A 22,429-nucleotide genomic window follows, 5' to 3' on the forward strand; every position below is an offset into this window, starting at 1 on the left:
CACGTCGGGGAGGTCTAGCAGACCCTCGGGCAGGTGGCGCACGCCTCGGTGCCGGGCAGGGCGAAGTGGAAGCAGCAGCTCTCGCGGCGGCGGGTCCAGCCGTCCTCCGTCGCCGTGAGGGTGGACGCCGACGTGAACGGGTCGAGCTTGGCCGGCAGCAGCAGCGCCGCGTCCACCACGCCCGCCGTCTCGTCGCCGCACAGCCGGCCGGCCGTCCACGCCGCGTTGTCCAGCGCGTCGGTCGCCGCCGCCCACAGCATCCGGCGGCCCAGCCGCACGGTCGGCCCGAACGCGCCGACGAACTGCGCCGCGTGCGCCGCGAACCGGGCCCTGAGCAGCGCCGCCAGCGCCGTCTCGTCGGCCACCACGGTCGCCGCCGGGTGGTTGCCCGCCGGGTCGTCGGGCAGGCACGCGAACTCGTCGGAGAGCAGCGCCACGCCCTCGGTGTGCGGCCGGCCCTCCGTCGCCACCTTCACGGCCACGTCGGCGGGCCGCAGCGACGGCACCCGCCGCGCGCTGTGGAACAACAACCCGCCGAGCACGCCGACCACGTTCAGGTACCAGCTCATGACGTACCCGGCGGTGGTGCGGTCCGGTGCCTCGCCGAACTGCTCGCGCAGCCACTCGGCCAGCTCCTTGCGCCACCTGTCGAACCGCTCCGGCTCGCCGACGAACTCGGCGCAGGTGACCCAGCCCTCCCGGTCGGCCGGGAGCCCGAACCGGACCTCGAAGCCCTCGGGCAGCGCGGCCGCGCGCCGGACGGACTCCGCGACGGGCGTCGTCACGTCGCACGCGGTCACCCTCACCGGTACGGTCATGTCCAGAAGGTCCTCGTCGGTCGAGTGGGAACGGGTTGAGGCTTGCCTAACCTTACCGAGGTTCGCCTAACCCGCACCGCAGCGGTGACGCCGGTCACCACCGCCGTCGCCGAGCGGTCGGGTGTTCGCGCTCAGCGGACAACACCCGATCCGTGGAATCTGCCAGGCAGATCACGCGTTGGTACCGATGTCAGAGATCCCCGAAGACCGCTGCCTGCGATCGGGAACTGAGAGTGTCGGGACTGACGACTACAGTGGTCCCACGGTGCCGCGCTCTCCACGGTCAGCCAGACGGTCAGCCAGTGGTGAGCCCGAGGACCGCCGGCGCAGCAGTCAGGGAGTGCGAATGTTCGAAAGGTTCACCGACCGCGCGAGGCGGGTGGTTGTCCTGGCCCAAGAAGAGGCCCGGATGCTCAACCACAACTACATCGGCACCGAGCACATCCTCCTGGGGTTGATCCACGAGGGTGAAGGTGTCGCCGCCAAGGCGCTGGAGTCGTTGGGGATCGCGCTGGAGGGCGTCCGCCAGCAGGTCGAGGAGATCATCGGCCAGGGCCAGCAGGCCCCTTCCGGCCACATCCCCTTCACCCCGCGCGCCAAGAAGGTGCTGGAGCTGTCGCTGCGCGAAGCGCTGCAGCTCGGGCACAACTACATCGGCACGGAGCACATCCTGCTCGGCCTGATCCGCGAGGGCGAGGGCGTCGCCGCCCAGGTCCTGGTCAAGCTGGGTGCGGACCTGAACCGGGTGCGCCAGCAGGTGCTCCAGCTCCTGTCCGGCTACTCCGGTGGCAAGGAGCCCGCCGAGTCCGGCGGCCGCGGTGAGGGCACCCCGTCCTCGTCCCTGGTCCTCGACCAGTTCGGGCGCAACCTGACCGCCAGCGCGCGGGAGGGCAAGCTCGACCCGGTGATCGGGCGCACCAAGGAGATCGAGCGGGTCATGCAGGTGCTGTCCCGCCGCACCAAGAACAACCCGGTCCTGATCGGCGAGCCCGGCGTGGGCAAGACCGCCGTGGTCGAGGGCTTGGCCCAGATGGTCGTCAAGGGCGAGGTGCCCGAGACCCTGAAGGACAAGCAGCTCTACACGCTGGACCTGGGTTCGCTCGTGGCGGGCTCGCGCTACCGCGGTGACTTCGAGGAGCGCCTGAAGAAGGTGCTCAAGGAGATCCGCACGCGCGGCGACATCATCCTGTTCATCGACGAGATCCACACCCTCGTGGGTGCGGGCGCCGCCGAGGGCGCGATCGACGCCGCCTCGATCCTGAAGCCCATGCTCGCCCGCGGTGAACTCCAGACCATCGGCGCGACCACCCTCGACGAGTACCGCAAGTACGTCGAGAAGGACCCCGCCCTGGAGCGCCGGTTCCAGCCGATCCAGGTCGGCGAGCCGTCGCTGGAGCACACGATCGAGATCCTCAAGGGTCTGCGTGACCGGTACGAGGCGCACCACCGCGTCTCGATCACCGACTCCGCGCTGGTCGCCGCGGCGACGCTGGCCGACCGGTACATCAACGACCGGTTCCTGCCGGACAAGGCGATCGACCTCATCGACGAGGCGGGCGCGCGCATGCGCATCCGCCGGATGACCGCGCCGCCGGACCTGCGCGAGTTCGACGAGAAGATCGCCGACGTGCGCCGGGACAAGGAGTCCGCGATCGACGCGCAGGACTTCGAGCGCGCCGCGAAGCTCCGCGACCAGGAGAAGACCCTGCTGGGCCAGAAGGCCGAGCGGGAGAAGCAGTGGAAGGACGGCGACCTCGACGTCGTCGCCGAGGTGGACGACGAGCAGATCGCCGAGGTGCTGGCGAACTGGACCGGCATCCCAGTGTTCAAGCTCACCGAGGAGGAGACCACGCGTCTGCTCCGCATGGAGGACGAGCTGCACAAGCGGATCATCGGCCAGGTCGACGCGGTCAAGGCCGTGTCGCAGGCGATCCGCCGCACGAGGGCCGGTCTGAAGGACCCCAAGCGCCCCTCGGGCTCGTTCATCTTCGCCGGCCCGTCCGGCGTGGGTAAGACCGAGCTGTCGAAGGCGCTGGCGAACTTCCTGTTCGGTGAGGACGACGCCCTGATCCAGATCGACATGGGCGAGTTCCACGACCGCTACACGGCGTCGCGCCTGTTCGGTGCCCCTCCCGGTTACGTCGGCTACGAAGAGGGCGGCCAGCTCACCGAGAAGGTGCGCCGCAAGCCGTTCTCCGTGGTGCTGTTCGACGAGATCGAGAAGGCCCACCAGGAGGTCTACAACACGCTGCTCCAGGTGTTGGAGGACGGCCGCCTGACCGACGGTCAGGGCCGGACGGTGGACTTCAAGAACACCGTCATCATCTTCACGTCCAACCTGGGCACGTCGGACATCAGCAAGGCCGTCGGCCTCGGCTTCACCTCGGGTCAGGACACCGCGTCCAACTACGAGCGCATGAAGAACAAGGTCAACGACGAGCTGAAGAAGCACTTCCGGCCCGAGTTCCTCAACCGCATCGACGACATCATCGTCTTCCACCAGCTCACGCAGGACGAGATCATCAAGATGGTGGACCTGATGATCGCCCGCGTCGAGACGCAGTTGAAGAACAAGGACATGGCGATCGAGCTCACGGATCGCGCGAAGATGCTGCTGGCCAAGCGCGGGTTCGACCCGGTGCTGGGCGCCCGGCCGCTGCGCCGGACCATCCAGCGGGAGATCGAGGACCAGCTGTCGGAGAAGATCCTGTTCGGGGAGATCCAGCCCGGCCAGATCATCATCACCGACGTCGAGGGCTGGGACGGCGAGTCCGAGGCCGACGACAAGGCGCACTTCGTCTTCCGCGGCGAGGCCAAGCCGATGCGCGTCCCGGACGCCCCGCCGGTCGACCTCGCGTCGTCCGGTGGCGACTCCGGCGAGTCGGACTCCGAGTCCGCCTGACGGTCGCACCTCGAAGCGCCCCCCGGTTCACGCCGGGGGGCGCTTCGCGCGTCCGGGGTCAGTGCAGCGCGCCCGCGGTGGTGCGCAGGTCGGTGGACGTGGTCAGCGCCGTGCGGACGATCAGCTCCAGCGCCCGGGCCGTGGTGGCGACGGGCAGGCTGGGCAGGTCGCGCCCCTCGGCCTGCTCCGGCGAGAACGGCACGTGCACGAACCCGCCGCGCACACCGGGGTGCTCGGTCGCGACCAGGTGCATGAGGCCGTAGAACACGTGGTTGCAGACGAACGTGCCCGCCGTGTGCGACACCGACGCCGGGATGCCCTCGGCCTCCAGCGCGGCCACGCACGCCTTCACCGGCAGCCCGGTGAAGTACGCGGCCGGCCCGTCCGGCGCCACCGGCTCGTCGACGGGCTGCGCGCCCGCGTTGTCCGGGATGCGGGCGTCGTCCAGGTTCACCGCGACGCGTTCCGGCGTGACGCCGACCCGTCCGCCCGCCTGGCCCACGCACACCACCACGTCGTACCGGCGGACGGCGAGGGCCTCGCGCACCGCGGCGATCGACTCCCCGAACACGCACGGCAGGCGCAGCTTCGTCAGCCGGTAGCCGTCCGGTCGCACCGCGTCCACCGCGTCCCACGACGGGTTGGTGCGCTCGCCGGCGAACGGCTCGAAGCCCGTCAGCAATACGTCCACTCGGGCAGACTAGATGTCGTGGTCGACATCGCGGAACGCCGCACCAGGCGTGGGTTCACGACGTTCCTGCTGGTGGTGGCGGCCATCGCGTTCCTGCTCGCCGCGCTCACCCGGCTGTCGGGCGTCGACGGCACCCGGCACATGATCGCCGCCACGGCCCTCACCCCGTACGTCACGGCGGCGGGAGTCCTGCTGGGCCTGCTGGCGCTGCTGCTGCGGCGGTGGCTGGTCGGCGCCGTCACCCTGCTGGTCGCGATCGTGCTGGTGGCGGCGGTCGCCCCGCGGGCGTTCCCCGATTCGAGGCCGTTCGGCCGCGGCGCGTCCGTCACGGTGATGGCGGCGAACCTGCTGGTCGGCAAGGCCGAGGCGGAAGCCGTGGTGGCCGCGGTGCGGGCGCACGACGTGGACGTGCTCGCGTTGCAGGAGCTGACCCCCGCGATGGTGCGCGACTTCGACCGCGCGGGCCTGGAGGAGGTCCTGCCGCACCGGCACTTCCTGGACGAGCCCGGCGCTTCCGGGTCCGGCATCGCGTCCCGCTACCCGCTGTTCCCGCGCACCCTCACGCCGCCCAGCACGTTGGGCCAGGCCGGCGCGCTGGTCGACCTGCCCGGTGACGACCTGGAGGTCCTGTCGGTGCACCCGCTGCCGCCGGTGGTGGACGACGGGCCGGAGCGGTGGCAGCGGGAGCTGGCGGGCCTGCCGGAACGACGGCTCGACGGGCCGGTGCGCGTGCTCGCCGGCGACTTCAACGCCACGCTGGACCACGCCGGGCTGCGCCGCCTGCTCAACGGCGGCTACAAGGACGCCGCGGACGAGGTCGGCGAGGGCCTGAACCCCACCTGGCCGTCCGGCGCGCTGTGGCCGCCGCCGGTCACGATCGACCACGTCCTGGTGGACAACCGGTGCCCGGTGGACGCGTTCGCCGTGGTGGACGTCCCCGGCTCGGACCACCGGGCCGTCGTCACCCGATTCGTCGTGCCAGCTCGGTGATCGCGTCCAGCGCGCCCATCGGCAGCGACACCCCGCGCCCGTGCCGGACCTCCGGCTCACGCGGGTTGACCCGGATCAGCGCGCCGGACGCGGCACTGGCCAGCTCGGCCTGACGGCGCACGGTCGGCACCGCGTTGCCCGCGCCGATCTCGATCACCACCAGGTCGCGGCGCCCCCGCCGCCACTGCGTGAGGGCGTCCAGCTGCTCCTGCGACGGGCCGGCGACCCACGACCAGTCACCGAACATGAGGATGTTCGGCCGCGCGAGCCCGCCGCAGTTGCGGCACGCGGGCAGCGGCCCGGTCGCCCGCATGGACTCCGGCTCCACGTCGAGCACGACGTCGTCGGCGGGCCACACGTCGTCCGTGCACGGCTCCACGCACTGCAGGTGGTGGATCGAGCCGTGCACCTCGGCCACGTCGGCGAACCCGGCCCGCTGGAACTGGCCGTCCACGTTCGACGTGAACACCCGCGCGCCCCACTCCCGCAGCACGCGGAAGCCGTCGTGCGGGACCGTGCGCCGGTACAGGTCGAGCCGGTGCCCGTAGAAGCCCCACGCGAGCGTCGGGTCGTCCACGAAGTGCACCGGGTCGGCCAGTTCCTCGAACCGCAGGCCCAGCCGCGCGTACGGCGGGTAGGCCTGCCAGAAACCGGTCGCGCCGCGGAAGTCCGGCAGGCCGGAGTCCACGCCCATCCCGGCGCCCGCGCACACCAGCAGCGCGTCGGCGCCCGCGATCAGGTCCGCCGCGCGGTCGAGCGCCTCGTTCACCCTCGGTGGCTCGTTCCCCGGACCGTCACCTCTTGGGCTCGGAGCTGAGGACGACCTCGAACTCCAGCAGGTCCGAACCGGTGCCGACCGGCTTGGCCCGCTCGCCCGCGTGCGCCTCCTTGGCGCGCCCGCCCATCCAGTTCCGGAAGTCCTCCTCGGTCTCCCACTGGGTCACCACGAAGTACCGGTCGTCGCCCTTGACCGGCCGCAGGAGCTGGAACCCGAGGAAGCCGGGCTCCGAGTCGACCGCGCCGAGCCGTGCGGCGAACCGCTTCTCCAACTCCGGGCCCGAGCCGTCGGGCACGTGGATCGCATTGATCTTCACAACCGCCATGCCCCCGACGTTACTGGCCGCGGGCGGGTCCCGTCTGCCGGCGGTCCCGTTCGCGCGACCTAGCGGCGCAGCGGCCCCGGGAACAGGTGCTCGTCGGCCGGGACGTCGTCGCCCCGGAACCACGCGGCGAAGAAGGCGTCCAGGTCCTGCCCCGACACCTGCTCGACGTGCGCCTCGAACTCCGGCCACGACGCGTTGCCCGCCTGGTGCGCGGACGTCCAGCCCTTCAGGACCCGGTCGAACGCGTCGTCGCCGACCTGCCGCCGCAACGCGTGCAGCGCGAGCTGGCCCTTGTCGTAGACGCCGCGGAACTCGTTGCCCCGGCCCATGTCGTACAGCTTGCGGCCCCAGTACGTCTCGCGGTCGGCGACCCGTTCCACCTCGGCGCGGTAGCGGGCGTCGAGGTCGGCGCCCTCCTTCGCCTCCGCCCACAGCCACTGCGCGTAGCTCGCGAAGCACTCGTTCAGGCAGATGTCGGCCCAGTTCTCCACCGTCACCGAGTTGCCGAACCACTGGTGCGCGTTCTCGTGCACCACCGTGTCGAGGTCGGCCCACGCGGCGTAGATGGGACGGGTCTGGGTCTCCAGCGAGAAGCCGATGTCGTCCGCGAGGAAGATCCCGCCCGCCGACTCGAACGGGTAGGGCCCGAACTTCTCCTCCAGGAACCCGATGATCTCCGGCAGCCGCTCCTGGTGCTGCCGCCCGCCGTCCGCGCCCGGCGCGTACGCGTCCACCACCGGCGTGCCGTCGGGCAGCGTGGACCGCGACACCGTCCACCGGTCGATCGCGATCGTGGTCAGGTAGGTCGCCATGGGCTGCTCGGCGACCCAGCGGAACGACGTCCAGCCCGCCTCGGTGGACGAGCCGCGCTCCACCCCGTTCGACATCACCGACCAGCCCTCCGGCACCCGCGCGGTCACCGCGAACGCGGCCTTGTCGCGCGGGGTGTCGTTGGCCGGGAACCACGTCGTCGCCGAGTGCGGCTCGCCGGCCGCGAACGCGCCGCCCGTCGCCGAGACCTGCCACCCGCTGCGGCCGAGCGCCCGGTCCTCCACGACGGTCGGCTCGCCGCCGTACGTGACCTCGGTGGTGAACTCCTCGCCCGCGCGCACCGGCTCGTCCGGCTCGATCACGAGCTCGTGGTCGCCCTCCTGGCGGAACCCGGCCGCCGCCCGCCCGGCCACGGCCACCGCGGTGACGTCCAGCTCGTACAGGTCGAGGTTGAACCGGGACAGGTCGGCGGTCGCGCGGGCGGTGATCGTCGCGACGCCGTCCAGCCGCCTGGTCGCCGGGTCGTAGCTGATCGACACGTCGTAGCCGGTGACGTCGTAGCCGGTGTTGCCGTCCTGCGGGTAGTACGGGTCGCCCGCGCCGTCGCCGCCCTCGGCGTTGGCCACCGGCGGGGCGGTCGTCGCGGTGGTCCCGGCGGGCGCCGCCGACCGCCGGTCCTCGGGGAGCCTCGCCACCACGATCCCGGCCACGACCAGCACCACGATGACGAGGAGCAGGTACGGGCGCGCCTTGGAGCTGATGGCCATGCCGACATGATGCACGCATGAGCGTTGCGGAGTTCGGGGGATCGGGGCAGGGCATCCTGCTGCTCCACGGCCTGATGAGCCGGGCGAGCACGTGGTGGACGGTCGCGCAGTGGCTCAAGCCGTACGGGCGGGTCGTCGCGCCGGACGCGCGCGGGCACGGCCGCAACCCCGTGCGCGGGCCGTTCCGGACCGAGGACTTCGTGGCGGACGCCGCGGCGGTGATCGAGCGGCACGACCTCGCGCCCGCCGTCGTCATCGGGCACTCGATGGGCGGCCTGCACGCGTGGGCGCTCGCCGCGACCCGGCCCGACCTGGTGCGCGCCGTCGTCGCCGAGGACGTCGTGCCGGACAACCGGGGCCGCACGGTCGACGAGTGGAAGTGGTACTTCGACGCGTGGCCGACGCCGTTCCAGTCCCTCGCGCACGTCCGGTCGGTCGTGGACGTGCCGCGGGTGGAGGAGATGTTCGAGGAGCGCGAGGACGGCTGGCACCTCATCGCCCACCTGCCCGACCTGTACGAGATCGCCGCCGAGTGGGGCGAGCGGGCGTACTGGGACTTCGTGGACGCCATCCGGTGCCCGACGCTCGTGATCGAGGCCGGTCGGGGCGGGCTGCGCGCCGGGCAGATGGCCGAGGTGGCGCGGCGGACCGGCGGGCGCCACCTGGTCGTGCCGGAGTCCGGGCACGTCGTGCACGACGAGGCGCCGGAGGTCTACCGGGGCGCGGTGGAGGCGTTCCTGAGCGGGTCGATCCCGCCGGTCTGAGTGTCCACGATCGCCACCTCGCGGGTCTTCGCGCGGATCGGCGTGATCGGGTGCAGCGCGGCGAACGCGGCCTTCACCTCGTCGGCCTCGCCGGTGAGCAGCGCGCAGTGCGGCACCCAGTTGCCCGGCAGGTGGTGGGAGTTCGGGTGCTTCACCCGGCCCGCGAGCACGTCGTGGACGGCCGAGTGGACGGCCAGCAGCTCGCTGTCCACGACGGCGTCCAGCTGGAGGGTGGTGTCGGTGGCGCTGAGGGTGCGCAGCCACAGGTCCGGCAGCCACAGCCGGGACAGGTCCTCGCGCAGCTCGGCCCGCACCTTGGGCCCGATCGTGCCCGCCGCCGCGTACGTCAGGTGCGGCGGCAGCTCGGACTTCGCGCCGATCCGCCGCCACAGGCCGCGCACGGCCTCGTCCGCTTCGGCGTCGAAGAACACCACGAGGGCGTGCACGTCAGCGCCCGCTCGCCAGGGGCTCGCCCGGCACGCGCTCGCCCGGTCCGGGGTCACCGACCGCGGTCTCAGCGGTCTCGCCGGCCGTGTGCTCGCCGGGCAGGGCGAACCGGCCGTCGTCCGTCTGCTCGACCAGGCCGTCGGTGAGCAGCGAGTGCAGGCAGCGGTCCCGCTGGCCCGCGTCCGACCACACGACGTCCAGCCGCGCCTTCGCCACCGGCTCCGTCGTGCCCCGCAGCACGTCCAGCAGCAGCCCGCGCACCTGGCGGTCGGTGCCCGCGAACTTCTGCACCGCCTTCGCCGGCCCGTCGTACGCGGGACGGCCGTTGCGCTGCCACGCGCACGTGTCGAACACCGGGCAGTCGGCGCACTTCGGCGCGCGGGCCGTGCAGACCAGCGCGCCCAGCTCCATCAACGCGGCCGAGTAGACGGCGGCGCGCTCGTCCGGGAGCAACGCCTCGACGTCCCGCATGTCCTTCGCCGTGGACGGCGGCCCCGCGTCGCCCGCGCCGTGCACCGCCCGTGCCACGACCCGGCGGACGTTCGTGTCGACCACCGGGCACTTCTGCCCGTACGCGAACGCCGCGACCGCCCGTGCCGTGTACGCGCCGATGCCCGGCAGGGCGAGCAGGGTGTCCACGTCGCTCGGCACCACGTCGCCGTGCTGCCCGGCGATGGCCTGGGCGGCGGCGTGCAGCCGGAGCGCGCGTCGCGGGTAGCCCAGCTTGCCCCAGGCGCGCAGGACGTCGCCCTGGCTCGCCTTCGCCATCGCGGACGGCGTCGGCCAGCGCGCGAGCCACTCGTGCCAGATCGGCTCGACCCGCGCGACCGGGGTCTGCTGCAGCATGATCTCGCTGACCAGCACGCCCCACGCCGTGCACTCCGGCCGGCGCCAGGGCAGGTCGCGGGCGGTCTCGGCGAACCAGTCGAGGAGGCGTTCGGCGTCCAGGCTCGTGTCCAGGCTCATGGCGCCGCACAGTCTCCCACGACGGGCGCGCGCGTCAGACCACCTCGGTCAGCTCGCCGGTGTGGACGTCGTAGACGAAGCCGCGCACGTCGTCCCGGTGCAGGAGGAACGGGCTGTGGCGGACCCGGTTCATCGAGCCGCGCACGCTGTCCTTCACCTCGCGGAACGCCTCCACCGACCACGTCGGCCGCAGCCCGGAGTCCTGCTCCAGCTCGTCCTTGAACTCGTCCTCGGTGACCAGCTGCAGGCCGCAGTTGGTGTGGTGGACGAGCAGGACCTCGCGGGTGCCGAGCTTGCGCTGGCTCAGCGCCAGGGAGCGGATCATGTCGTCGGTGACGACGCCGCCCGCGTTGCGCAGCACGTGCGCCTCGCCCTGCTTGAGCCCGAAGATCTCGAACACCCGGATGCGGGAGTCCATGCACGTCAGGATGGCGACGTTCATCGAGGGCCGGGGTGAGGACCGGTCGCCCGGAACGATGTTGCCCAGTTCGGTGTTGCGGCGGAGCAGCTCGTCGATCGCGGTCATCGCGCACCTCCCGTGTTCCCTGGGATTGGAACCCGAGTCCCGCATGCTGACAAGTGGAATCTGTTGAGGATCACGTTCACCGCATCGGGGGACCGAGGCCTACGGGGAGTTTCCCGAGGTCCGGGTTACCTTCGACGACGTGACCGAGCCCACAGGCCCGCAGCCGCACCCGCCGTCGGTGTACTGGCGGCGCCGTGCCCTGGCGATCGGTGGGTCGGTGGTCGCGCTGGTGCTCGTCGTCTGGCTCGTCGGCGCCCTGATCGGACGCGGCGCGCCGGCGCCGGTCACCCCGCGGGGCGCGGTGTCGTCCAGCCCGCCCCCGCCGAGCGGGACGCCGGCGACGTCGTCGTCCGCGACCACCTCGCCCACCACGTCGCCCCCGCCGCCGCCGTCACCGTCGCCCACCTTGCCGCCCGGCCCGCCGCCGCCGTGCGAGGACGCCCAGGTCGCCGTGGCGGCCGAGGTCGACAAGCCGTCCACGCCCGCCGGCCAACGCGTGCGGTTCACGATCGCGGTGTCCAACGCGGGGCCGCTGCCGTGCACCAAGGAGATCGGCCGCAGCGTCCGCGAACTGGTCGTGACGACCGCCGACGGCGCGAAGCGGCTCTGGTCGAGCAACGACTGCTACGCGACGGCGGGCTCCGAGGTGCGGGTGATGCAGCCGGGGGAGCGGTTCGCGTTCAGCCTCCAGTGGGCGGGCAGCACGTCGGAACCGGGCTGCGGCAAGCACACCCGGCTCGGCGCGGGCGACTACCTGCTCACCGCGTCGGTGGCCGGGAAGGCGAGCAACCCGGTGATCTTCCGCATCACCTGAGCGATCACCCGGGCGTCCCACGAGAAAGGGCAGGACCCCCTCGCGGAGGCCCTGCCCGGTGCTCGTCGTGGGGTCAGGGGGTCACGGGCCGAACCAGCGTTCCTCGGCCGTGCCGCGCGGTGAGGCGGCGGTGCTGCCGAGGACCAGTTCGGTCGAGAGGGTGACGGCCCGGGGACGGGTGCGCTCGGCCGAGTCGAGCAGCAGCTTGCCCGCCGCGCGACCCTTCTCCAGGACCGGCTGCCGGACGGTCGTCAGACCGGCCTGCTCGGCCTCCCGGATGCCGTCGAAACCGGTGACGGTGATGTCCTCCGGCACGCGCAGGCCACGCCGGCGCAGCTCGCCGAGGGCGCCGAGGGCCAGTATGTCCGACGTGCAGATCAGCGCCGTGATCTGCGGGTCGCGCTCCATCACCTGGGCCGCCGCGGACGCGCCGGACGCCATGGTGTGGTCGAACCGCTCGGCCACCGGCACCGTCTCCCAGTCCACGCCGACCGACGCGAACGCCTGCGCCAGACCGGCGAGCCGGGCGCGCTGCACGTGGAAGTGCGCCGCCTGCTGCCGTTCCGGCACGACGAAGTCGTCGTTGCGGTCGCGGGCCAGCCGCATGCACACCACGCCGACGCGCCGGTGCCCCAGCGAGATCAGGTGCTGCGCCAGCGAGTGCATGGCCGCCTGGTCGTCGATGCCGACGCGGTCGACGTTGCCCAGGTCGGGCTGGTCGCACACGACGGTCGGCACGGGCCGCTCCAGCACGGCCGCCAGGTGCGGGTCGTCGTCCGGCACCGAATACACCACGAAACCGTCCACGCCGGCCCGGTGCACGGCCGCCACGTCCTCGCGCTCGGGGTTCGCGGGCACGAGCAGCAGCCCGGTCCCCGCGTCCTCGCACGCGAGCGCCAACCCCTCCAGGAACCCGATCGCCGCCGGGTCGCGGAACGCGTAGGACAGGTTCTCGGTGAGCAACAGGCCCACCGCACCGGCCTTGCGGGTCCGCAGGGAACGGGCCACCGGGTCGGGCCCCGGGTACCCGAGTCGTCTTGCTGTCTCCAACACCCGGCGTCGCAGCTCTGGCGAGAGCTGGTCGGGACGGTTGTACGCGTTGGACACCGTTGTCCGGGAAACACCCAGCTCCGCCGCCAGTGAGGCGAGCGTCGCGGGGCGTCGCACATGCATCGACCGCGCCATGAAGTGACCGTAACGGTTCAGAACCAATTACAGAAGTGGGGGTGACCGGCGTCCCTCCAAATCGTCATCTTCCCAGGTCGGACTACGTTACCTCCAAGTACAATGGTCTAAACCAATGAGGGTGGAGCGGACGACTCGCGCACCACCAGACGCGGTCGGAAAACGCGCGTGTAATTCCCCGCGGGGCGTCTCCGCCGATCCGGGTCGAGGCGGTGCACCAACTCGTCGACGGCCGCAGCCGCCATCTCCTCGATCGGCTGCGCCAAGGTCGTCAGCGAGGGCGAGCAGTAGGAGGCCAGCGGGATGTCGTCGAACCCGACCACGGACAGGTCCCGCGGCACCGACAGCCCGCGCCGGTGCGCCTCCCGCAGCACGCCGATCGCCATGTGGTCGGACGAGCAGATCACCGCTGTCGGCCGCACGGTGTCGAGCAGGACCGACACCGCCTCGGCCCCGCCCTCCGGCCCGAACGGCGCGTGCGCCACGAAGTCGGACGACGCGGGCAGCGCGTCCTCCTCCAGCGCCGCCGCCCACCCGGCGCGCTTCAGCCGCGACGGCAGCGACCGCGCCGGCCCCGACACGAACCCGATCCGCCGGTGCCCCAGCTCCACCAGGTGCCGCGTCGCCGCGTACCCGGCGTGCTGCTCGTCCACCGTCACGTCCGGCACGTCCAGCGACGGCGTGGCGCCGTTGAGGAACACCATGTGCACGCCGTCCGCCAGGAGCTTCGCGTAGTACGACGGCCGCGGGGCCTGGCCGAGCGGCACCTCGACGTTGGTGATCTCCGGCGACACGAACACCATGCCCTCGACGCCGCGCGCGAGGAGCATCCGCACGTACTCCTCCTCGCCCATGGCCGCCGCGCCGGTGGCCCGCGTGTTGCACAGCAGCGACGAGTAGCCCAGCCGCGCGGCGCGCACCTCCAGCGCCTCGGCGAACGCCGGGAACACCGGGTTGGACAGCTCCGGCACCAGCAGGCCGATCACGCCCGTCCGCTGGAGGGCCCCGAGCCCCCGTGGCGTGTAAGGCATTTCCGCAAGCACCGCGAGCACGCGCTGGCGCGTCTCGTCGTTGACGCCGGCCCGGCGGTTGAGCACCCGGCTGACCGTGGAGATGCTCACCCCGGCTGCCCTGGCGATCTCGGACAGACCGGACACCGTGCCTCCTCGCGTGTGCGCCGCGCCCCAGCGGGCGACGAGCGGACGACGGCCGGGCGAACCGACCATCGGGACGTTGGGTGACGTGCAGCCTGCCGCCAGCGGCAAATTTTTGCAACGCCCACCTTGGTTTCCGTGGGCCGAGCACGTCCGTTACGGCTTGGTTACGTCCAGACCCTTGACCCGGCCCTGGTCGGCGGGATGAAATCCGCGTCAACAATTTCGCAAGTTCTTGCAAGAGCCTTCATCACGGTGGAGGCCCGCAGGAGGGACGACAGCAACGATGCGACGTACCACCCTCGTGACCGCAGTGGCGGCCGCTTCCGCCCTCGTCCTCACCGCGTGCGGTGGTGGCGGCGGCGGATCGACGTCCGGCGACTCCGGCGAGATCACCTTCTGGGACACCAGCGGCCCGAACGAGAGCCCGGTGTTCACCAAGATCGCGCAGGAGTGCGCGACCAAGGGCGGCTACAAGGTCAAGACCGAGACGGTCGCCTTCGACCAGGCCCTGAACAACTACCGCACCGCCGCCCAGGGCGGTCAGGGCCCGGACGTGTTCCGCGCCGAGGTCGCCTGGGTGCCGCAGCTCGCGAAGCTCGGCTACGTCGAGGACCTGACCGGCACGGACCTGGCCAAGGACACGTCGGACTTCCTGGACACCCCGCTGGGCTCCACCAAGTTCGAGGGCAAGTCCTACGGCGTGCCGCAGGTGACCGACTCGCTGGCGCTGTTCTACAACAAGAAGCTGCTGGCCGACGCGGGCGTCGAGCCGCCGAAGACGTGGGAAGAGCTGAAGGCCGCCGCGGCCAAGCTCGGCGGCGAGAAGACGATCTTCATCAACAACGACGCGTACTACGCGCTGCCGTTCATCTACGGCGCGGGCGGCGACCTGGTCGACGCCGACGCGAAGAAGATCGTGGTCAACTCCGCGGAGAACGTGAAGGCGCTGGAGACCGCGAAGGGCCTGCTGGACGCCAAGGCCGCCAGCACCGCGCTCGACCCGGCGAACTCGTACAACAACATGCAGGCCGCGTTCACGTCCGGCGAGGTCGCCATGGTCGTCAACGGGCCGTGGTCGGTCGCCGACTACCTCAAGGGCGCCGCGTTCACCGACCCCGCCAACCTGGGCATCGCCCCCGTCCCCGGCGACACCGCGGGCAAGGGCTCCGCGCCCGTCGGCGGCCACAACTACGTGGTCCGCAAGGGCACCAAGGCCAAGGACTCGTCGATCAAGTTCATCGCCTGCATGAGCAGCGTCGAGTCGCAGGCGCAGGTCGCCAAGGAGCTGGGCCTGCTGCCCACCCGCAAGTCCGCCTACGAGAACGCCGACGTGAAGGCCAACGCGGTCGTGTCCGCGTTCGAGCCGGTCGTCACCGCCGCCCACGCCCGCGCGTGGATCCCCGAGGGCGGCCAGCTGTTCGACCCGCTGAAGATCGCCTACGCCGACGTCCTGGCGGGCAAGAAGGACGCCAAGACGGCCCTCGACGAGGTCGCCAAGAGCTACAAGGACACCGTCGTCCCCGAGTACACCATCGGCTGACAACGCCCTCGCGGGCGCCCCACACCGGGGCGCCCGCGAGGACCGTTCGCGAAGGGAGACTTCGGTGCGCAGGTTCCTGGACCGGCACTGGTACGCGTACGCGATGGTGCTGCCGGTCGTGGTGGTCATCGCGGTGTTGGTGCTGTTCCCGCTCGCCCAGGGCGTGTTCTTCACCTTCACGAACATCAACGAGGGCAACATCGCCAACCCGATCCTCGACCGGCCGGCGACCTACGTCTCCGTTGGCCTCGACAACTACGTGAACGTGCTGTCGGGCGACGCCAGCTACGGCGCGTTCTGGTCGACGCTGGTGCGCACGCTCATCTGGACGTTCGGGTGCGTGTTCTTCCACTACACGATCGGCCTCGGGCTCGCGCTGCTGCTCAACCGGCAGATGCGCGGCCGGGCCCTCTACCGGGTCATGCTGATCCTGCCGTGGGCGGTGCCCGCGTTCATCAGCGCGTTCGCGTGGAAGTACATGTTCAACGCCCAGTACGGGATCATCAACCAGTTCCTGCGCTTCGTCGGCCTGCCCGACCCGGTGTGGCTCGGCCAGTCGGACTGGGCGCTGGTCGCGGTGATCATCGTGAACGTGTGGCTCGGCGTGCCGTTCATGATGGTGGCCCTGCTCGGCGGGCTCCAGTCGATCCCCGGTGACCTCTACGAGGCCGCCGAGGTCGACGGCGCGACCCCGTGGCAGCGGTTCCGCAACGTGACGCTGCCCGGCCTCCAGTCCGTGTCCAGCACGGTGGTGCTGCTCGGCATCATCTGGACGTTCAACATGTTCGCGATCATCTACCTGGTCACCGGGCCGAACCCGAACACCCGCATCCTGGTGACGTACGCGTTCGAGCGGTTCTTCTCCGGCGCGTCCCGCGACTTCGCGGTCGCGTCGACCTACGGCGTGCTGATCCTGTCCGTGTTGCTCGTGTTCGCGGGCGTGTACCGGCGCGCGCTGCGCAAGCAAGGCGAGGTGTGGTGATGACGGTCGAAGCCGCGTCGTTGAAGGTGGTCAAGCCCGCCGGCGGCCCGAAGCGCTCCGAACGGTCCGCGCTCGCCAGCGTCGGGCTGCACGGCGCGCTGATCGTGGCGTCGCTCATCGCCGTGTTCCCCGTGTTCTGGGTGCTGGTGACGTCGTTCAAGCCGGACGCGAAGGCCGTCGAGACCACGCCCAAGCTGGTCAACGACTCCAGCCTCGACAACTACGCCCGCATCCTGTCCGGGGAGAAGGGCGACTTCCTGGCGTGGTTCGGCAACTCGGTGCTGATCGCGCTGCTGACCACCGTGCTGGCGGTGTTCCTGTCGGCGACGACGGGTTACGCGGCGTCCCGCTTCCGGTTCCCCGGCAAGCGGTCGCTGATGCTGTCGTTCCTGGTCGTGCAGATGTTCCCGTTCGCGGTGCTGATCGTGCCGCTGTACAACATCCTGCTGGCGCTGGGGTTGCAGGGCACGTCGCTCGGCCTGGTGCTGGTGTACTGCACGACCGCCGTGCCGTTCTGCACGTACATGCTGAAGGGCTACTTCGACACGATCCCGAACGACATCGACGAGGCGGGGCGCGTGGACGGCCTGTCGCCGTTCGGGGTGTTCTGGCGGCTGGTGCTGCCCCTGGCCCGGCCGGGTCTGGCCGTGACGGCGTTCTACGCGTTCCTGACGGCGTGGGGCGAGGTGGCGTTCGCGTCGGCGTTCCTGTCGGCGGCGGACGAGTCGAAGACGCTGGCCGTGGGCCTGCAGGTGTTCGTCCAGCAGAACCGGACCGAGTGGGGTCACCTGGCGGCGGCGTCGATCCTGGTGGCGATCCCGGCGATCATCGTGTTCTACCTGGTGCAGCGGTTCCTGGTGACCGGCCTGTCGTCGGGCGCGGTGAAGGGCTGACGTCGGGCGGGGCCTCCGCGTGCGCGTGGAGGTCCCGCTCAGACCTCGATCACCTCTACCAGCGATTCGAGGCCGACGAAGTCCTTCGGGTTGCGGGTGTAGAGCGGCAGCTCGTGGCACGAGGCTATGGCGGCGATCATCAGGTCGAACTTGCGCGACCGAGGATCGCGATCGCCGCGATCGTCAGCCTGATCAGGCTGCCGTACCGGGTGGACGCCCTGCGGTCGAAGGGCAGCGGGTCGTAGTTCACCATCGCGACACCCAGCCGCTTGGCCCGCGCGTCGTGGGTCGTCGCGTCCCCCGCCACCGCCACGCCGTGTTGCAACTCGGCAAAGGTGACGGTGGTCAGCTCGAAGGTCTCCGGGAGGGCTTCCTGGTCCAGCAGATCGAGGTCGATGTACGTGGACGTGTCCAGGACACCGACGTGGTGATCACCCACGGCTGGGCTCCCACGGGTCGTCGTCGCCGAGTCGGTCCTCGTTCCCGAAGAATTCGTCCGCTTCCCGGCGCATCTCCGCGTAGTCGACCCGCGGCAGGTGCCTGAGTCGTTCGATCACTTCCGCCGTGATCAGCCCCCGCCTCTGCGTCGGCGGGCTCAGTTCGAGGATCTCCTCGCCGTTCTGAGTGACCTGGTACGTCTCGCCCGCCTCGACGGCTTCGAACACCTCGGCGGGGTTGTCGTGGAACTGCTGTGCGCTGATGACCTTCACGGTGCAGAGGTTAGGGAGCCCGGCGCACCCCGCACCAGCGGCAAGACCGCTGGTCAAAGTCCTGGTCCGGACGCTTCGACCGGGTGATCGCCGCCCCACTGGACCCGGTGGACGGCGGGCATCGGCATGGTCTTCGGGAAGCTCTGGTCGATCGCCTGACCGGCCGCGAGCAGCATGCGGCGAACGTGCCGTGCGCGCCGATCAGCGCCGGCGGCGTTGCGCCCGACGGCGGTCCCCGTCGAGCCCGATGGCCGTCCTCGTCGGGACCGTCGGGCGTGGGGACGACGGAACACGCGTGGCGGACGAGCACGAGGTCGGTGGCCATGCCCCCACCAGTACCAGAGCCGCGCTGAACCGATGCGGAACTAGACCAATCCACCCGTTCCCGTAAGCGCTTGCAATCCCTAACGTTGCCGCAAAGCTTGGTAGTGAAAGGTGCGTGGCATGGCTGAGGTCGCCTACGTCAAGGCTTCGCGGATCTTCTCCGGCAACCCGCCGGTCCGCGCGGTCGACGAGCTGTCGTTGGACGTCACCGACGGCGAGTTCCTGGTTCTGGTCGGTCCGTCCGGCTCCGGCAAGTCGACCGCGCTGCGCATGCTCGCGGGTCTGGAGGACGTGGACGAGGGCGCCATCCACATCGGAGGCAAGGACGTCACCAACGTCCCGCCCAAGGGCCGCGACATCGCGATGGTGTTCCAGTCCTACGCGCTGTACCCGCACATGACGGTCGCGGAGAACATGGGCTTCGCGCTCAAGCTGCGCGGCGTCAACAAGGCCGAGATCAAGGAGAAGGTCGCCGAGGCGGCCAAGATGCTCGACCTGACCAAGTACCTGGACCGCAAGCCGAAGGCGCTGTCCGGCGGTCAGCGGCAGCGCGTCGCGATGGGCCGCGCGATCGTCCGCGAGCCCTCCGTCTTCCTCATGGACGAGCCGCTGTCCAACCTGGACGCGAAGCTGCGCGTGGAGACCCGCGCGAACATCGCCGCCCTCCAGGCCCGGCTCGGCACCACCACGATCTACGTCACGCACGACCAGGTCGAGGCCATGACCATGGGCCACCGGGTCGCCGTGCTGAAGGACGGCCTGCTCCAGCAGTGCGACACCCCGCGCGCGCTGTACGACAAGCCGGCCAACGCGTTCGTCGCCGGGTTCATGGGCTCGCCCGCGATGAACCTGAAGACCGTGCCGCTGACGTCGGAGGGCGCGAAGCTCGACGGCATCGTGGTGCCGCTGGAGCGCCGCGCGCTGGACAAGGCCGCCGGCGAGGGCCTGACCGAGGTCACCTTCGGCATCCGTCCCGAGTCGCTGGCGCTGGTCCCGTCGTCCGAGCCGGGCTTCGAGATGACCGTCGAGCTGGTCGAGGAGCTGGGCGCGGACGCGCTCATGCATGGCTCGGTCCGCATCGGCAACGTGCCGGAGCGGTTCGTGGTCCGCGTCGACGGCCGCACGCCGCCCACCCTGGGCCAGACGGTGAAGATCGGCGTGCGCGACGCCACCGAGGTCCACCTGTTCCACCCGGAGTCGGGCCACCGCATCACCGACTGACGTCGTCCTTCCCCGCCGGGGCCACCTCCGCACGTCGGAGGTGGCCCCTGTGGTGTGCGGAACACCCGGTCGGTGGACAAGTCCGTAGCGGAGCGTTCTAAACTGAACTCGACAACGGTTTCCATTGCCTGTCCATCCGCCTGTCGAGGAGTGACCTGATGACCGTCCGCAACGCGTTGCTCGGTGCGGCGGCCGCCGCGACCGCCGTAGTCCTCACCGCCTGCGGTGCCCAGGACACCCCGGCCACGCCCGGCGCCGCCGACGGCGCCATCAAGGTCGTGGCCTCGACCAACGTGTGGGGCAGCGTGGTCAAGGCGGTCGGCGGCGACGACGTCCAGGTCACCTCGATCATCAACGACCCGTCCGGCGACCCGCACTCGTACGAGAGCAAGCCCGCCGACCTGGCCCTGGTGCGCGACGCCAAGCTGGTCATCTTCAACGGCGGCGGCTACGACGACTTCTTCGCCACCCTCCTCGGCCCCGGCACGGAGTCCGCCAAGAAGATCGAGGCGTTCCCGATCTCCGGCAAGGCGTCCGGCCACGACGAGCCCGAGACGTCCGCGGAACCCGGCCACGAGGGCGAGGCCGGCCACGAAGGGGAAGCGGGCCACGAGGACGAGGCCGGCCACGACCACGCGGTCAACGAGCACGTCTGGTACGACTTCGCGACCGTCCGCAAGGTCGCCGACCAGGCCGCCGCCGACCTCGGCGCGATCGCGCCCGACAAGAAGGCCGCCTTCGAGGCCAACGCCAAGGACTTCGGCGCCAGGCTGACCGAGCTGGAGGACCGCGTCGAGGGCAAGGGCGCGGGCAGGAAGGTGCTGGCGACCGAGCCGGTGGCGCACTACCTGCTGGACACGGCGGGCGTGGAGGACGTCACCCCCGAGTCGTTCACCGAGGCCGTCGAGAACGAGTCCGACATCCCCGCTGCCGCCCTCGCCGACGTCACCCGCCTGGTGGACGAGAAGCAGGTCGTGGCCCTGGTCAACAACGCCCAGACCGAGAACCCCGCCACCAAGCAGGTCGTGGAGCGGGCGAAGACGGCCGGTGTGCCGGTCGCCGAGGTGACCGAGACGCTGCCCGAGGGCGTCACGGGTTACCTTGACTGGATGATGAAGCAGGTCGACTCGCTGGTGGGGGCGCTCGGCGCATGACAGCCCAGGTGACGGACAGGCCGACGCGAGCCGCGGTCGCGTTGCGCGGCGCGCGGCTGTCCTACGGCGACCGCGTGCTGTGGGACGGGTTGGACCTGGACGTCGCCCCCGGCGAGTTCGTGGCCGTCCTCGGACCGAACGGCTCGGGCAAGACCAGCCTCATCCGCGTGCTGCTCGGCCTGCAACCGCTGTCCGCGGGCACGGTCGCGGTGGCGGGCGGCAAGCGGCGCATCGGCTACATCCCGCAGCAGCGGGCGATCGACGTCAGCCTCTCCCTGCGCGGCCGCGACCTGGTCGGGTTCGGCCTGGACGGCCACGGCTGGGGCGTGGGCTGGCGGCGCAGGCGGGAACGCCGGGAGAAGGTCGACGCGGCGCTGGAGTCGGTGGGCGCGACGCGGTACGCCGACGAGCCGATCGGCCTGCTCTCCGGCGGCGAGCAGCAGCGGCTGAGGGTGGCGCAGGCGCTGGTCGGCGACCCCGAGGTGCTGCTCTGCGACGAGCCGCTGCTCTCCCTCGACCTCGCCCACCAGCGCGTGGTCAGCGACCTGATCGACGCCCGGCGCCGCACCGCGGGCACGGCCGTGCTGTTCGTGACCCACGAGATCAACCCGATCCTGCCGCTGGTCGACCGGGTGCTGTACCTGGTGGAGGGGCGGTTCCGGATCGGCACGCCCGCCGAGGTCATGACCTCGCGGACGCTGACCGAGCTGTACCGGACGAACGTCGAGGTCGTCCGCGTGCGCGACCAGATCCACGTGGTCGGCGCGCAGCACGTGTGCGAGGACGAGCCGCACCACCTGGCGGTGGAGGGCTGATGGAGAACTTCCTCGACGTCGACCTCACCCTGGAGGTGCTGGGCTACGTCCAGCCGATGATCGTCGCGGGCGCGGTGCTCGGGCTGGTCGCGGGACTCCTCGGCCCGCTGGTCGTCACGCGCAAGATGGCGTTCGCCGTGCACGGCACGAGCGAGCTCGCGTTCACCGGCGGCGCGGCGGCCCTGCTGATCGGCATCGGCGTCGGGTACGGCGCGCTGGCCGGCTCGGTCGTGGCGGCGCTGCTGCTGGGCCTGCTGAGCACGCGCAACTCGGACCGCGACTCCGTGATCGGCGCGATCCTGGCGTTCGGCCTCGGCCTCGGCGTGCTGTTCCTGGCCCTCTACGAGGGGCGCTCGGCCAACAAGTTCGGCCTGCTCACGGGCCAGGTCGTGAGCATCGGCTCGACGGACCTGTGGTTGCTGATCGGCTCGTCGGTCGCGGTGCTGGCGGTGCTGGCGTTCATCTACCGGCCGCTGCACTTCGCCAGCGTGGACGCGGCGGTGGCCGTGGCGCGGGGCGTGCCGGTGCGCACGCTGTCCGTGGTGTTCGCGGTGCTGGTGGGCGTGGCGACGGCGCTGAGCGTGCAGCTGGTCGGCGCGCTGCTCGTGCTGTCGCTGATGATCACGCCCGCGGCGGCGGCGAGCCGGGTCACCGCGAGCCCGCTGAAGGCGACGCTGCTGGCCGTGGTGTTCGCCGAGGTGTCCGTGCTCGGCGGGATGGTGCTGTCGCTCGCCCCCGGCATGCCGGTGAGCGCGTTCGTGACGGCCGTGTCGTTCCTGATCTACCTCGTGTGCCGGTTGGCCAGCGGGAAGCGGGAACGCGTCCAGTAGTCGAGATCGAAGTTTGGGACGCCTGCGGAGCGGGTACTCGACACGCGGGTCGACCGACC

Annotated in this window: 24 protein-coding genes; 11 read left to right on the top strand and 13 right to left on the bottom strand. The window is 71.2% G+C overall.

Going from position 1 to position 22,429, the window contains the following annotated elements; translation table 11 throughout:
- Window positions 1-14 precede the first annotated feature (14 nt).
- Window positions 15-818, bottom strand: coding sequence for a (2Fe-2S)-binding protein (locus ACRAKH_RS01915; protein WP_380724942.1), 804 nt, complete (start codon window positions 816-818; stop codon window positions 15-17).
- Window positions 819-1,164: 346 nt separating this feature from the next.
- Between ACRAKH_RS01915 and ACRAKH_RS01920 the strand changes: the two genes are divergently transcribed.
- Window positions 1,165-3,720: an ATP-dependent Clp protease ATP-binding subunit gene (locus ACRAKH_RS01920; protein ID WP_380724943.1), complete on the top strand. Its 2,556-nt coding sequence runs from the start codon at window positions 1,165-1,167 to the stop codon at window positions 3,718-3,720.
- A gap of 58 nt (window positions 3,721-3,778) precedes the next feature.
- On the opposite strand, the gene pcp is transcribed toward ACRAKH_RS01920, so the two are convergent.
- Entirely contained in the window at window positions 3,779-4,411 is a 633-nt protein-coding gene (pcp, locus tag ACRAKH_RS01925; protein ID WP_380724944.1) for a pyroglutamyl-peptidase I, read from the bottom strand.
- 18 nt (window positions 4,412-4,429) lie between these two features.
- Between pcp and ACRAKH_RS01930 the strand changes: the two genes are divergently transcribed.
- Entirely contained in the window at window positions 4,430-5,401 is a 972-nt protein-coding gene (locus ACRAKH_RS01930) for an endonuclease/exonuclease/phosphatase family protein (RefSeq protein ID WP_380724945.1), read from the top strand.
- On the opposite strand, the gene ACRAKH_RS01935 is transcribed toward ACRAKH_RS01930, so the two are convergent.
- The 3 genes from ACRAKH_RS01935 to ACRAKH_RS01945 are packed head-to-tail and all read right to left on the bottom strand — an operon-like array spanning window position 5,373 to window position 8,042.
- Complete coding sequence (locus ACRAKH_RS01935; RefSeq protein ID WP_380724946.1) at window positions 5,373-6,170, bottom strand: SIR2 family NAD-dependent protein deacylase; 798 nt, start codon at window positions 6,168-6,170, stop codon at window positions 5,373-5,375. The genes ACRAKH_RS01930 and ACRAKH_RS01935 overlap by 29 nt on opposite strands.
- Before the next feature lie 25 nt (window positions 6,171-6,195).
- Window positions 6,196-6,504: an antibiotic biosynthesis monooxygenase family protein gene (locus tag ACRAKH_RS01940; protein WP_380724947.1), complete on the bottom strand. Its 309-nt coding sequence runs from the start codon at window positions 6,502-6,504 to the stop codon at window positions 6,196-6,198.
- A gap of 59 nt (window positions 6,505-6,563) precedes the next feature.
- Window positions 6,564-8,042, bottom strand: coding sequence for a M1 family metallopeptidase (locus tag ACRAKH_RS01945; RefSeq protein ID WP_380724948.1), 1,479 nt, complete (start codon window positions 8,040-8,042; stop codon window positions 6,564-6,566).
- Window positions 8,043-8,059: 17 nt separating this feature from the next.
- Here ACRAKH_RS01945 and ACRAKH_RS01950 point away from each other — a divergent pair, with 17 nt between their 5' ends.
- Entirely contained in the window at window positions 8,060-8,806 is a 747-nt protein-coding gene (locus ACRAKH_RS01950) for an alpha/beta fold hydrolase (RefSeq protein ID WP_380724949.1), read from the top strand.
- Here ACRAKH_RS01950 and ACRAKH_RS01955 read toward each other — a convergent pair.
- From ACRAKH_RS01955 to ACRAKH_RS01965, 3 genes are read right to left on the bottom strand one after another with little or no spacing between them, the layout of a single operon-like run.
- Window positions 8,755-9,252, bottom strand: coding sequence for a 2'-5' RNA ligase family protein (locus ACRAKH_RS01955; protein WP_380724950.1), 498 nt, complete (start codon window positions 9,250-9,252; stop codon window positions 8,755-8,757). The genes ACRAKH_RS01950 and ACRAKH_RS01955 overlap by 52 nt on opposite strands.
- Window position 9,253: 1 nt before the next feature.
- On the bottom strand, window positions 9,254-10,219 hold the full coding sequence (locus ACRAKH_RS01960) for an A/G-specific adenine glycosylase (RefSeq protein ID WP_380724951.1): 966 nt from the start codon (window positions 10,217-10,219) through the stop codon (window positions 9,254-9,256).
- A gap of 34 nt (window positions 10,220-10,253) precedes the next feature.
- Window positions 10,254-10,745, bottom strand: coding sequence for a beta-class carbonic anhydrase (locus tag ACRAKH_RS01965; protein ID WP_380724952.1), 492 nt, complete (start codon window positions 10,743-10,745; stop codon window positions 10,254-10,256).
- Window positions 10,746-10,884: 139 nt separating this feature from the next.
- Between ACRAKH_RS01965 and ACRAKH_RS01970 the strand changes: the two genes are divergently transcribed.
- A complete protein-coding gene (locus ACRAKH_RS01970; protein WP_447009586.1) occupies window positions 10,885-11,559 on the top strand; it encodes a hypothetical protein in 675 nt (224 codons plus the stop codon).
- Window positions 11,560-11,640: 81 nt separating this feature from the next.
- Here ACRAKH_RS01970 and ACRAKH_RS01975 read toward each other — a convergent pair whose 3' ends face one another.
- The gene (locus ACRAKH_RS01975; protein ID WP_380728129.1) at window positions 11,641-12,744 is read right to left on the bottom strand and encodes a LacI family DNA-binding transcriptional regulator; all 1,104 of its coding nucleotides are present in this window, start codon (window positions 12,742-12,744) and stop codon (window positions 11,641-11,643) included.
- Between the two features lie 107 nt (window positions 12,745-12,851).
- Window positions 12,852-13,901 carry a LacI family DNA-binding transcriptional regulator gene (locus ACRAKH_RS01980; protein WP_380728127.1) on the bottom strand — a complete coding sequence of 350 codons (1,050 nt, stop codon included), beginning with the start codon at window positions 13,899-13,901 and terminating at the stop codon, window positions 12,852-12,854.
- 283 nt (window positions 13,902-14,184) lie between these two features.
- On the opposite strand from ACRAKH_RS01980, the gene ACRAKH_RS01985 reads away from it, so the two are divergent.
- The 3 genes from ACRAKH_RS01985 to ACRAKH_RS01995 all read left to right on the top strand — a co-directional run bounded on the left by ACRAKH_RS01985 (window position 14,185) and on the right by ACRAKH_RS01995 (window position 17,316).
- Window positions 14,185-15,441: an extracellular solute-binding protein gene (locus tag ACRAKH_RS01985; RefSeq protein ID WP_380728125.1), complete on the top strand. Its 1,257-nt coding sequence runs from the start codon at window positions 14,185-14,187 to the stop codon at window positions 15,439-15,441.
- 64 nt (window positions 15,442-15,505) lie between these two features.
- On the top strand, window positions 15,506-16,423 hold the full coding sequence (locus tag ACRAKH_RS01990) for a carbohydrate ABC transporter permease (protein WP_380728123.1): 918 nt from the start codon (window positions 15,506-15,508) through the stop codon (window positions 16,421-16,423).
- The gene (locus ACRAKH_RS01995) at window positions 16,423-17,316 is read left to right on the top strand and encodes a sugar ABC transporter permease (RefSeq protein ID WP_380728121.1); all 894 of its coding nucleotides are present in this window, start codon (window positions 16,423-16,425) and stop codon (window positions 17,314-17,316) included. Before ACRAKH_RS01990 ends, ACRAKH_RS01995 begins: the two co-directional genes overlap by 1 nt.
- Window positions 17,317-17,455: 139 nt before the next feature.
- Here the strand turns inward: ACRAKH_RS01995 and ACRAKH_RS02000 are convergent, their stop codons facing one another.
- Genes ACRAKH_RS02000 through ACRAKH_RS02010 form a run of 3 tightly spaced genes read right to left on the bottom strand, consistent with a single transcriptional unit; the run spans window position 17,456 to window position 18,202 of the window.
- Window positions 17,456-17,755, bottom strand: coding sequence for a hypothetical protein (locus ACRAKH_RS02000; RefSeq protein ID WP_380728119.1), 300 nt, complete (start codon window positions 17,753-17,755; stop codon window positions 17,456-17,458).
- Window positions 17,748-18,026 carry a type II toxin-antitoxin system Phd/YefM family antitoxin gene (locus tag ACRAKH_RS02005; RefSeq protein ID WP_380728117.1) on the bottom strand — a complete coding sequence of 93 codons (279 nt, stop codon included), beginning with the start codon at window positions 18,024-18,026 and terminating at the stop codon, window positions 17,748-17,750. Before ACRAKH_RS02005 ends, ACRAKH_RS02000 begins: the two co-directional genes overlap by 8 nt.
- A gap of 53 nt (window positions 18,027-18,079) precedes the next feature.
- Window positions 18,080-18,202, bottom strand: coding sequence for a hypothetical protein (locus ACRAKH_RS02010; RefSeq protein WP_380728115.1), 123 nt, complete (start codon window positions 18,200-18,202; stop codon window positions 18,080-18,082).
- A 268-nt stretch (window positions 18,203-18,470) separates the two neighbouring features.
- Here ACRAKH_RS02010 and ACRAKH_RS02015 point away from each other — a divergent pair, with 268 nt between their 5' ends.
- From ACRAKH_RS02015 to ACRAKH_RS02030, 4 genes are all read left to right on the top strand, one after another.
- A complete protein-coding gene (locus ACRAKH_RS02015; RefSeq protein WP_380728113.1) occupies window positions 18,471-19,571 on the top strand; it encodes an ABC transporter ATP-binding protein in 1,101 nt (366 codons plus the stop codon).
- A 158-nt stretch (window positions 19,572-19,729) separates the two neighbouring features.
- Window positions 19,730-20,725: a metal ABC transporter solute-binding protein, Zn/Mn family gene (locus ACRAKH_RS02020; RefSeq protein ID WP_380728111.1), complete on the top strand. Its 996-nt coding sequence runs from the start codon at window positions 19,730-19,732 to the stop codon at window positions 20,723-20,725.
- A complete protein-coding gene (locus ACRAKH_RS02025; protein ID WP_380728110.1) occupies window positions 20,722-21,540 on the top strand; it encodes a metal ABC transporter ATP-binding protein in 819 nt (272 codons plus the stop codon). Before ACRAKH_RS02020 ends, ACRAKH_RS02025 begins: the two co-directional genes overlap by 4 nt.
- On the top strand, window positions 21,540-22,370 hold the full coding sequence (locus ACRAKH_RS02030) for a metal ABC transporter permease (protein WP_380728108.1): 831 nt from the start codon (window positions 21,540-21,542) through the stop codon (window positions 22,368-22,370). The genes ACRAKH_RS02025 and ACRAKH_RS02030 overlap by 1 nt, the downstream gene beginning before the upstream one ends.
- Window positions 22,371-22,429: the final 59 nt, after the last annotated feature.

Source organism: Saccharothrix hoggarensis (assembly GCF_052936025.1).

What these genes read in the sequence shown, in the direction of transcription:
- ACRAKH_RS01915 (WP_380724942.1), bottom strand. Translation starts at nt 818, where the DNA reads ATGACCGTACCGGTGAGGGTGACCGCGTGCGACGTGACGACGCCCGTC.
- ACRAKH_RS01920 (WP_380724943.1), top strand. Translation starts at nt 1,165, where the DNA reads ATGTTCGAAAGGTTCACCGACCGCGCGAGGCGGGTGGTTGTCCTGGCC.
- ACRAKH_RS01940 (WP_380724947.1), bottom strand. Translation starts at nt 6,504, where the DNA reads ATGGCGGTTGTGAAGATCAATGCGATCCACGTGCCCGACGGCTCGGGC.
- ACRAKH_RS01945 (WP_380724948.1), bottom strand. Translation starts at nt 8,042, where the DNA reads ATGGCCATCAGCTCCAAGGCGCGCCCGTACCTGCTCCTCGTCATCGTG.
- ACRAKH_RS01950 (WP_380724949.1), top strand. Translation starts at nt 8,060, where the DNA reads ATGAGCGTTGCGGAGTTCGGGGGATCGGGGCAGGGCATCCTGCTGCTC.
- ACRAKH_RS01960 (WP_380724951.1), bottom strand. Translation starts at nt 10,219, where the DNA reads ATGAGCCTGGACACGAGCCTGGACGCCGAACGCCTCCTCGACTGGTTC.
- ACRAKH_RS01965 (WP_380724952.1), bottom strand. Translation starts at nt 10,745, where the DNA reads ATGACCGCGATCGACGAGCTGCTCCGCCGCAACACCGAACTGGGCAAC.
- ACRAKH_RS01975 (WP_380728129.1), bottom strand. Translation starts at nt 12,744, where the DNA reads ATGGCGCGGTCGATGCATGTGCGACGCCCCGCGACGCTCGCCTCACTG.
- ACRAKH_RS01985 (WP_380728125.1), top strand. Translation starts at nt 14,185, where the DNA reads ATGCGACGTACCACCCTCGTGACCGCAGTGGCGGCCGCTTCCGCCCTC.
- ACRAKH_RS01995 (WP_380728121.1), top strand. Translation starts at nt 16,423, where the DNA reads ATGACGGTCGAAGCCGCGTCGTTGAAGGTGGTCAAGCCCGCCGGCGGC.
- ACRAKH_RS02010 (WP_380728115.1), bottom strand. Translation starts at nt 18,202, where the DNA reads ATGCTGCTCGCGGCCGGTCAGGCGATCGACCAGAGCTTCCCGAAGACC.
- ACRAKH_RS02015 (WP_380728113.1), top strand. Translation starts at nt 18,471, where the DNA reads ATGGCTGAGGTCGCCTACGTCAAGGCTTCGCGGATCTTCTCCGGCAAC.
- ACRAKH_RS02020 (WP_380728111.1), top strand. Translation starts at nt 19,730, where the DNA reads ATGACCGTCCGCAACGCGTTGCTCGGTGCGGCGGCCGCCGCGACCGCC.
- ACRAKH_RS02025 (WP_380728110.1), top strand. Translation starts at nt 20,722, where the DNA reads ATGACAGCCCAGGTGACGGACAGGCCGACGCGAGCCGCGGTCGCGTTG.
- ACRAKH_RS02030 (WP_380728108.1), top strand. Translation starts at nt 21,540, where the DNA reads ATGGAGAACTTCCTCGACGTCGACCTCACCCTGGAGGTGCTGGGCTAC.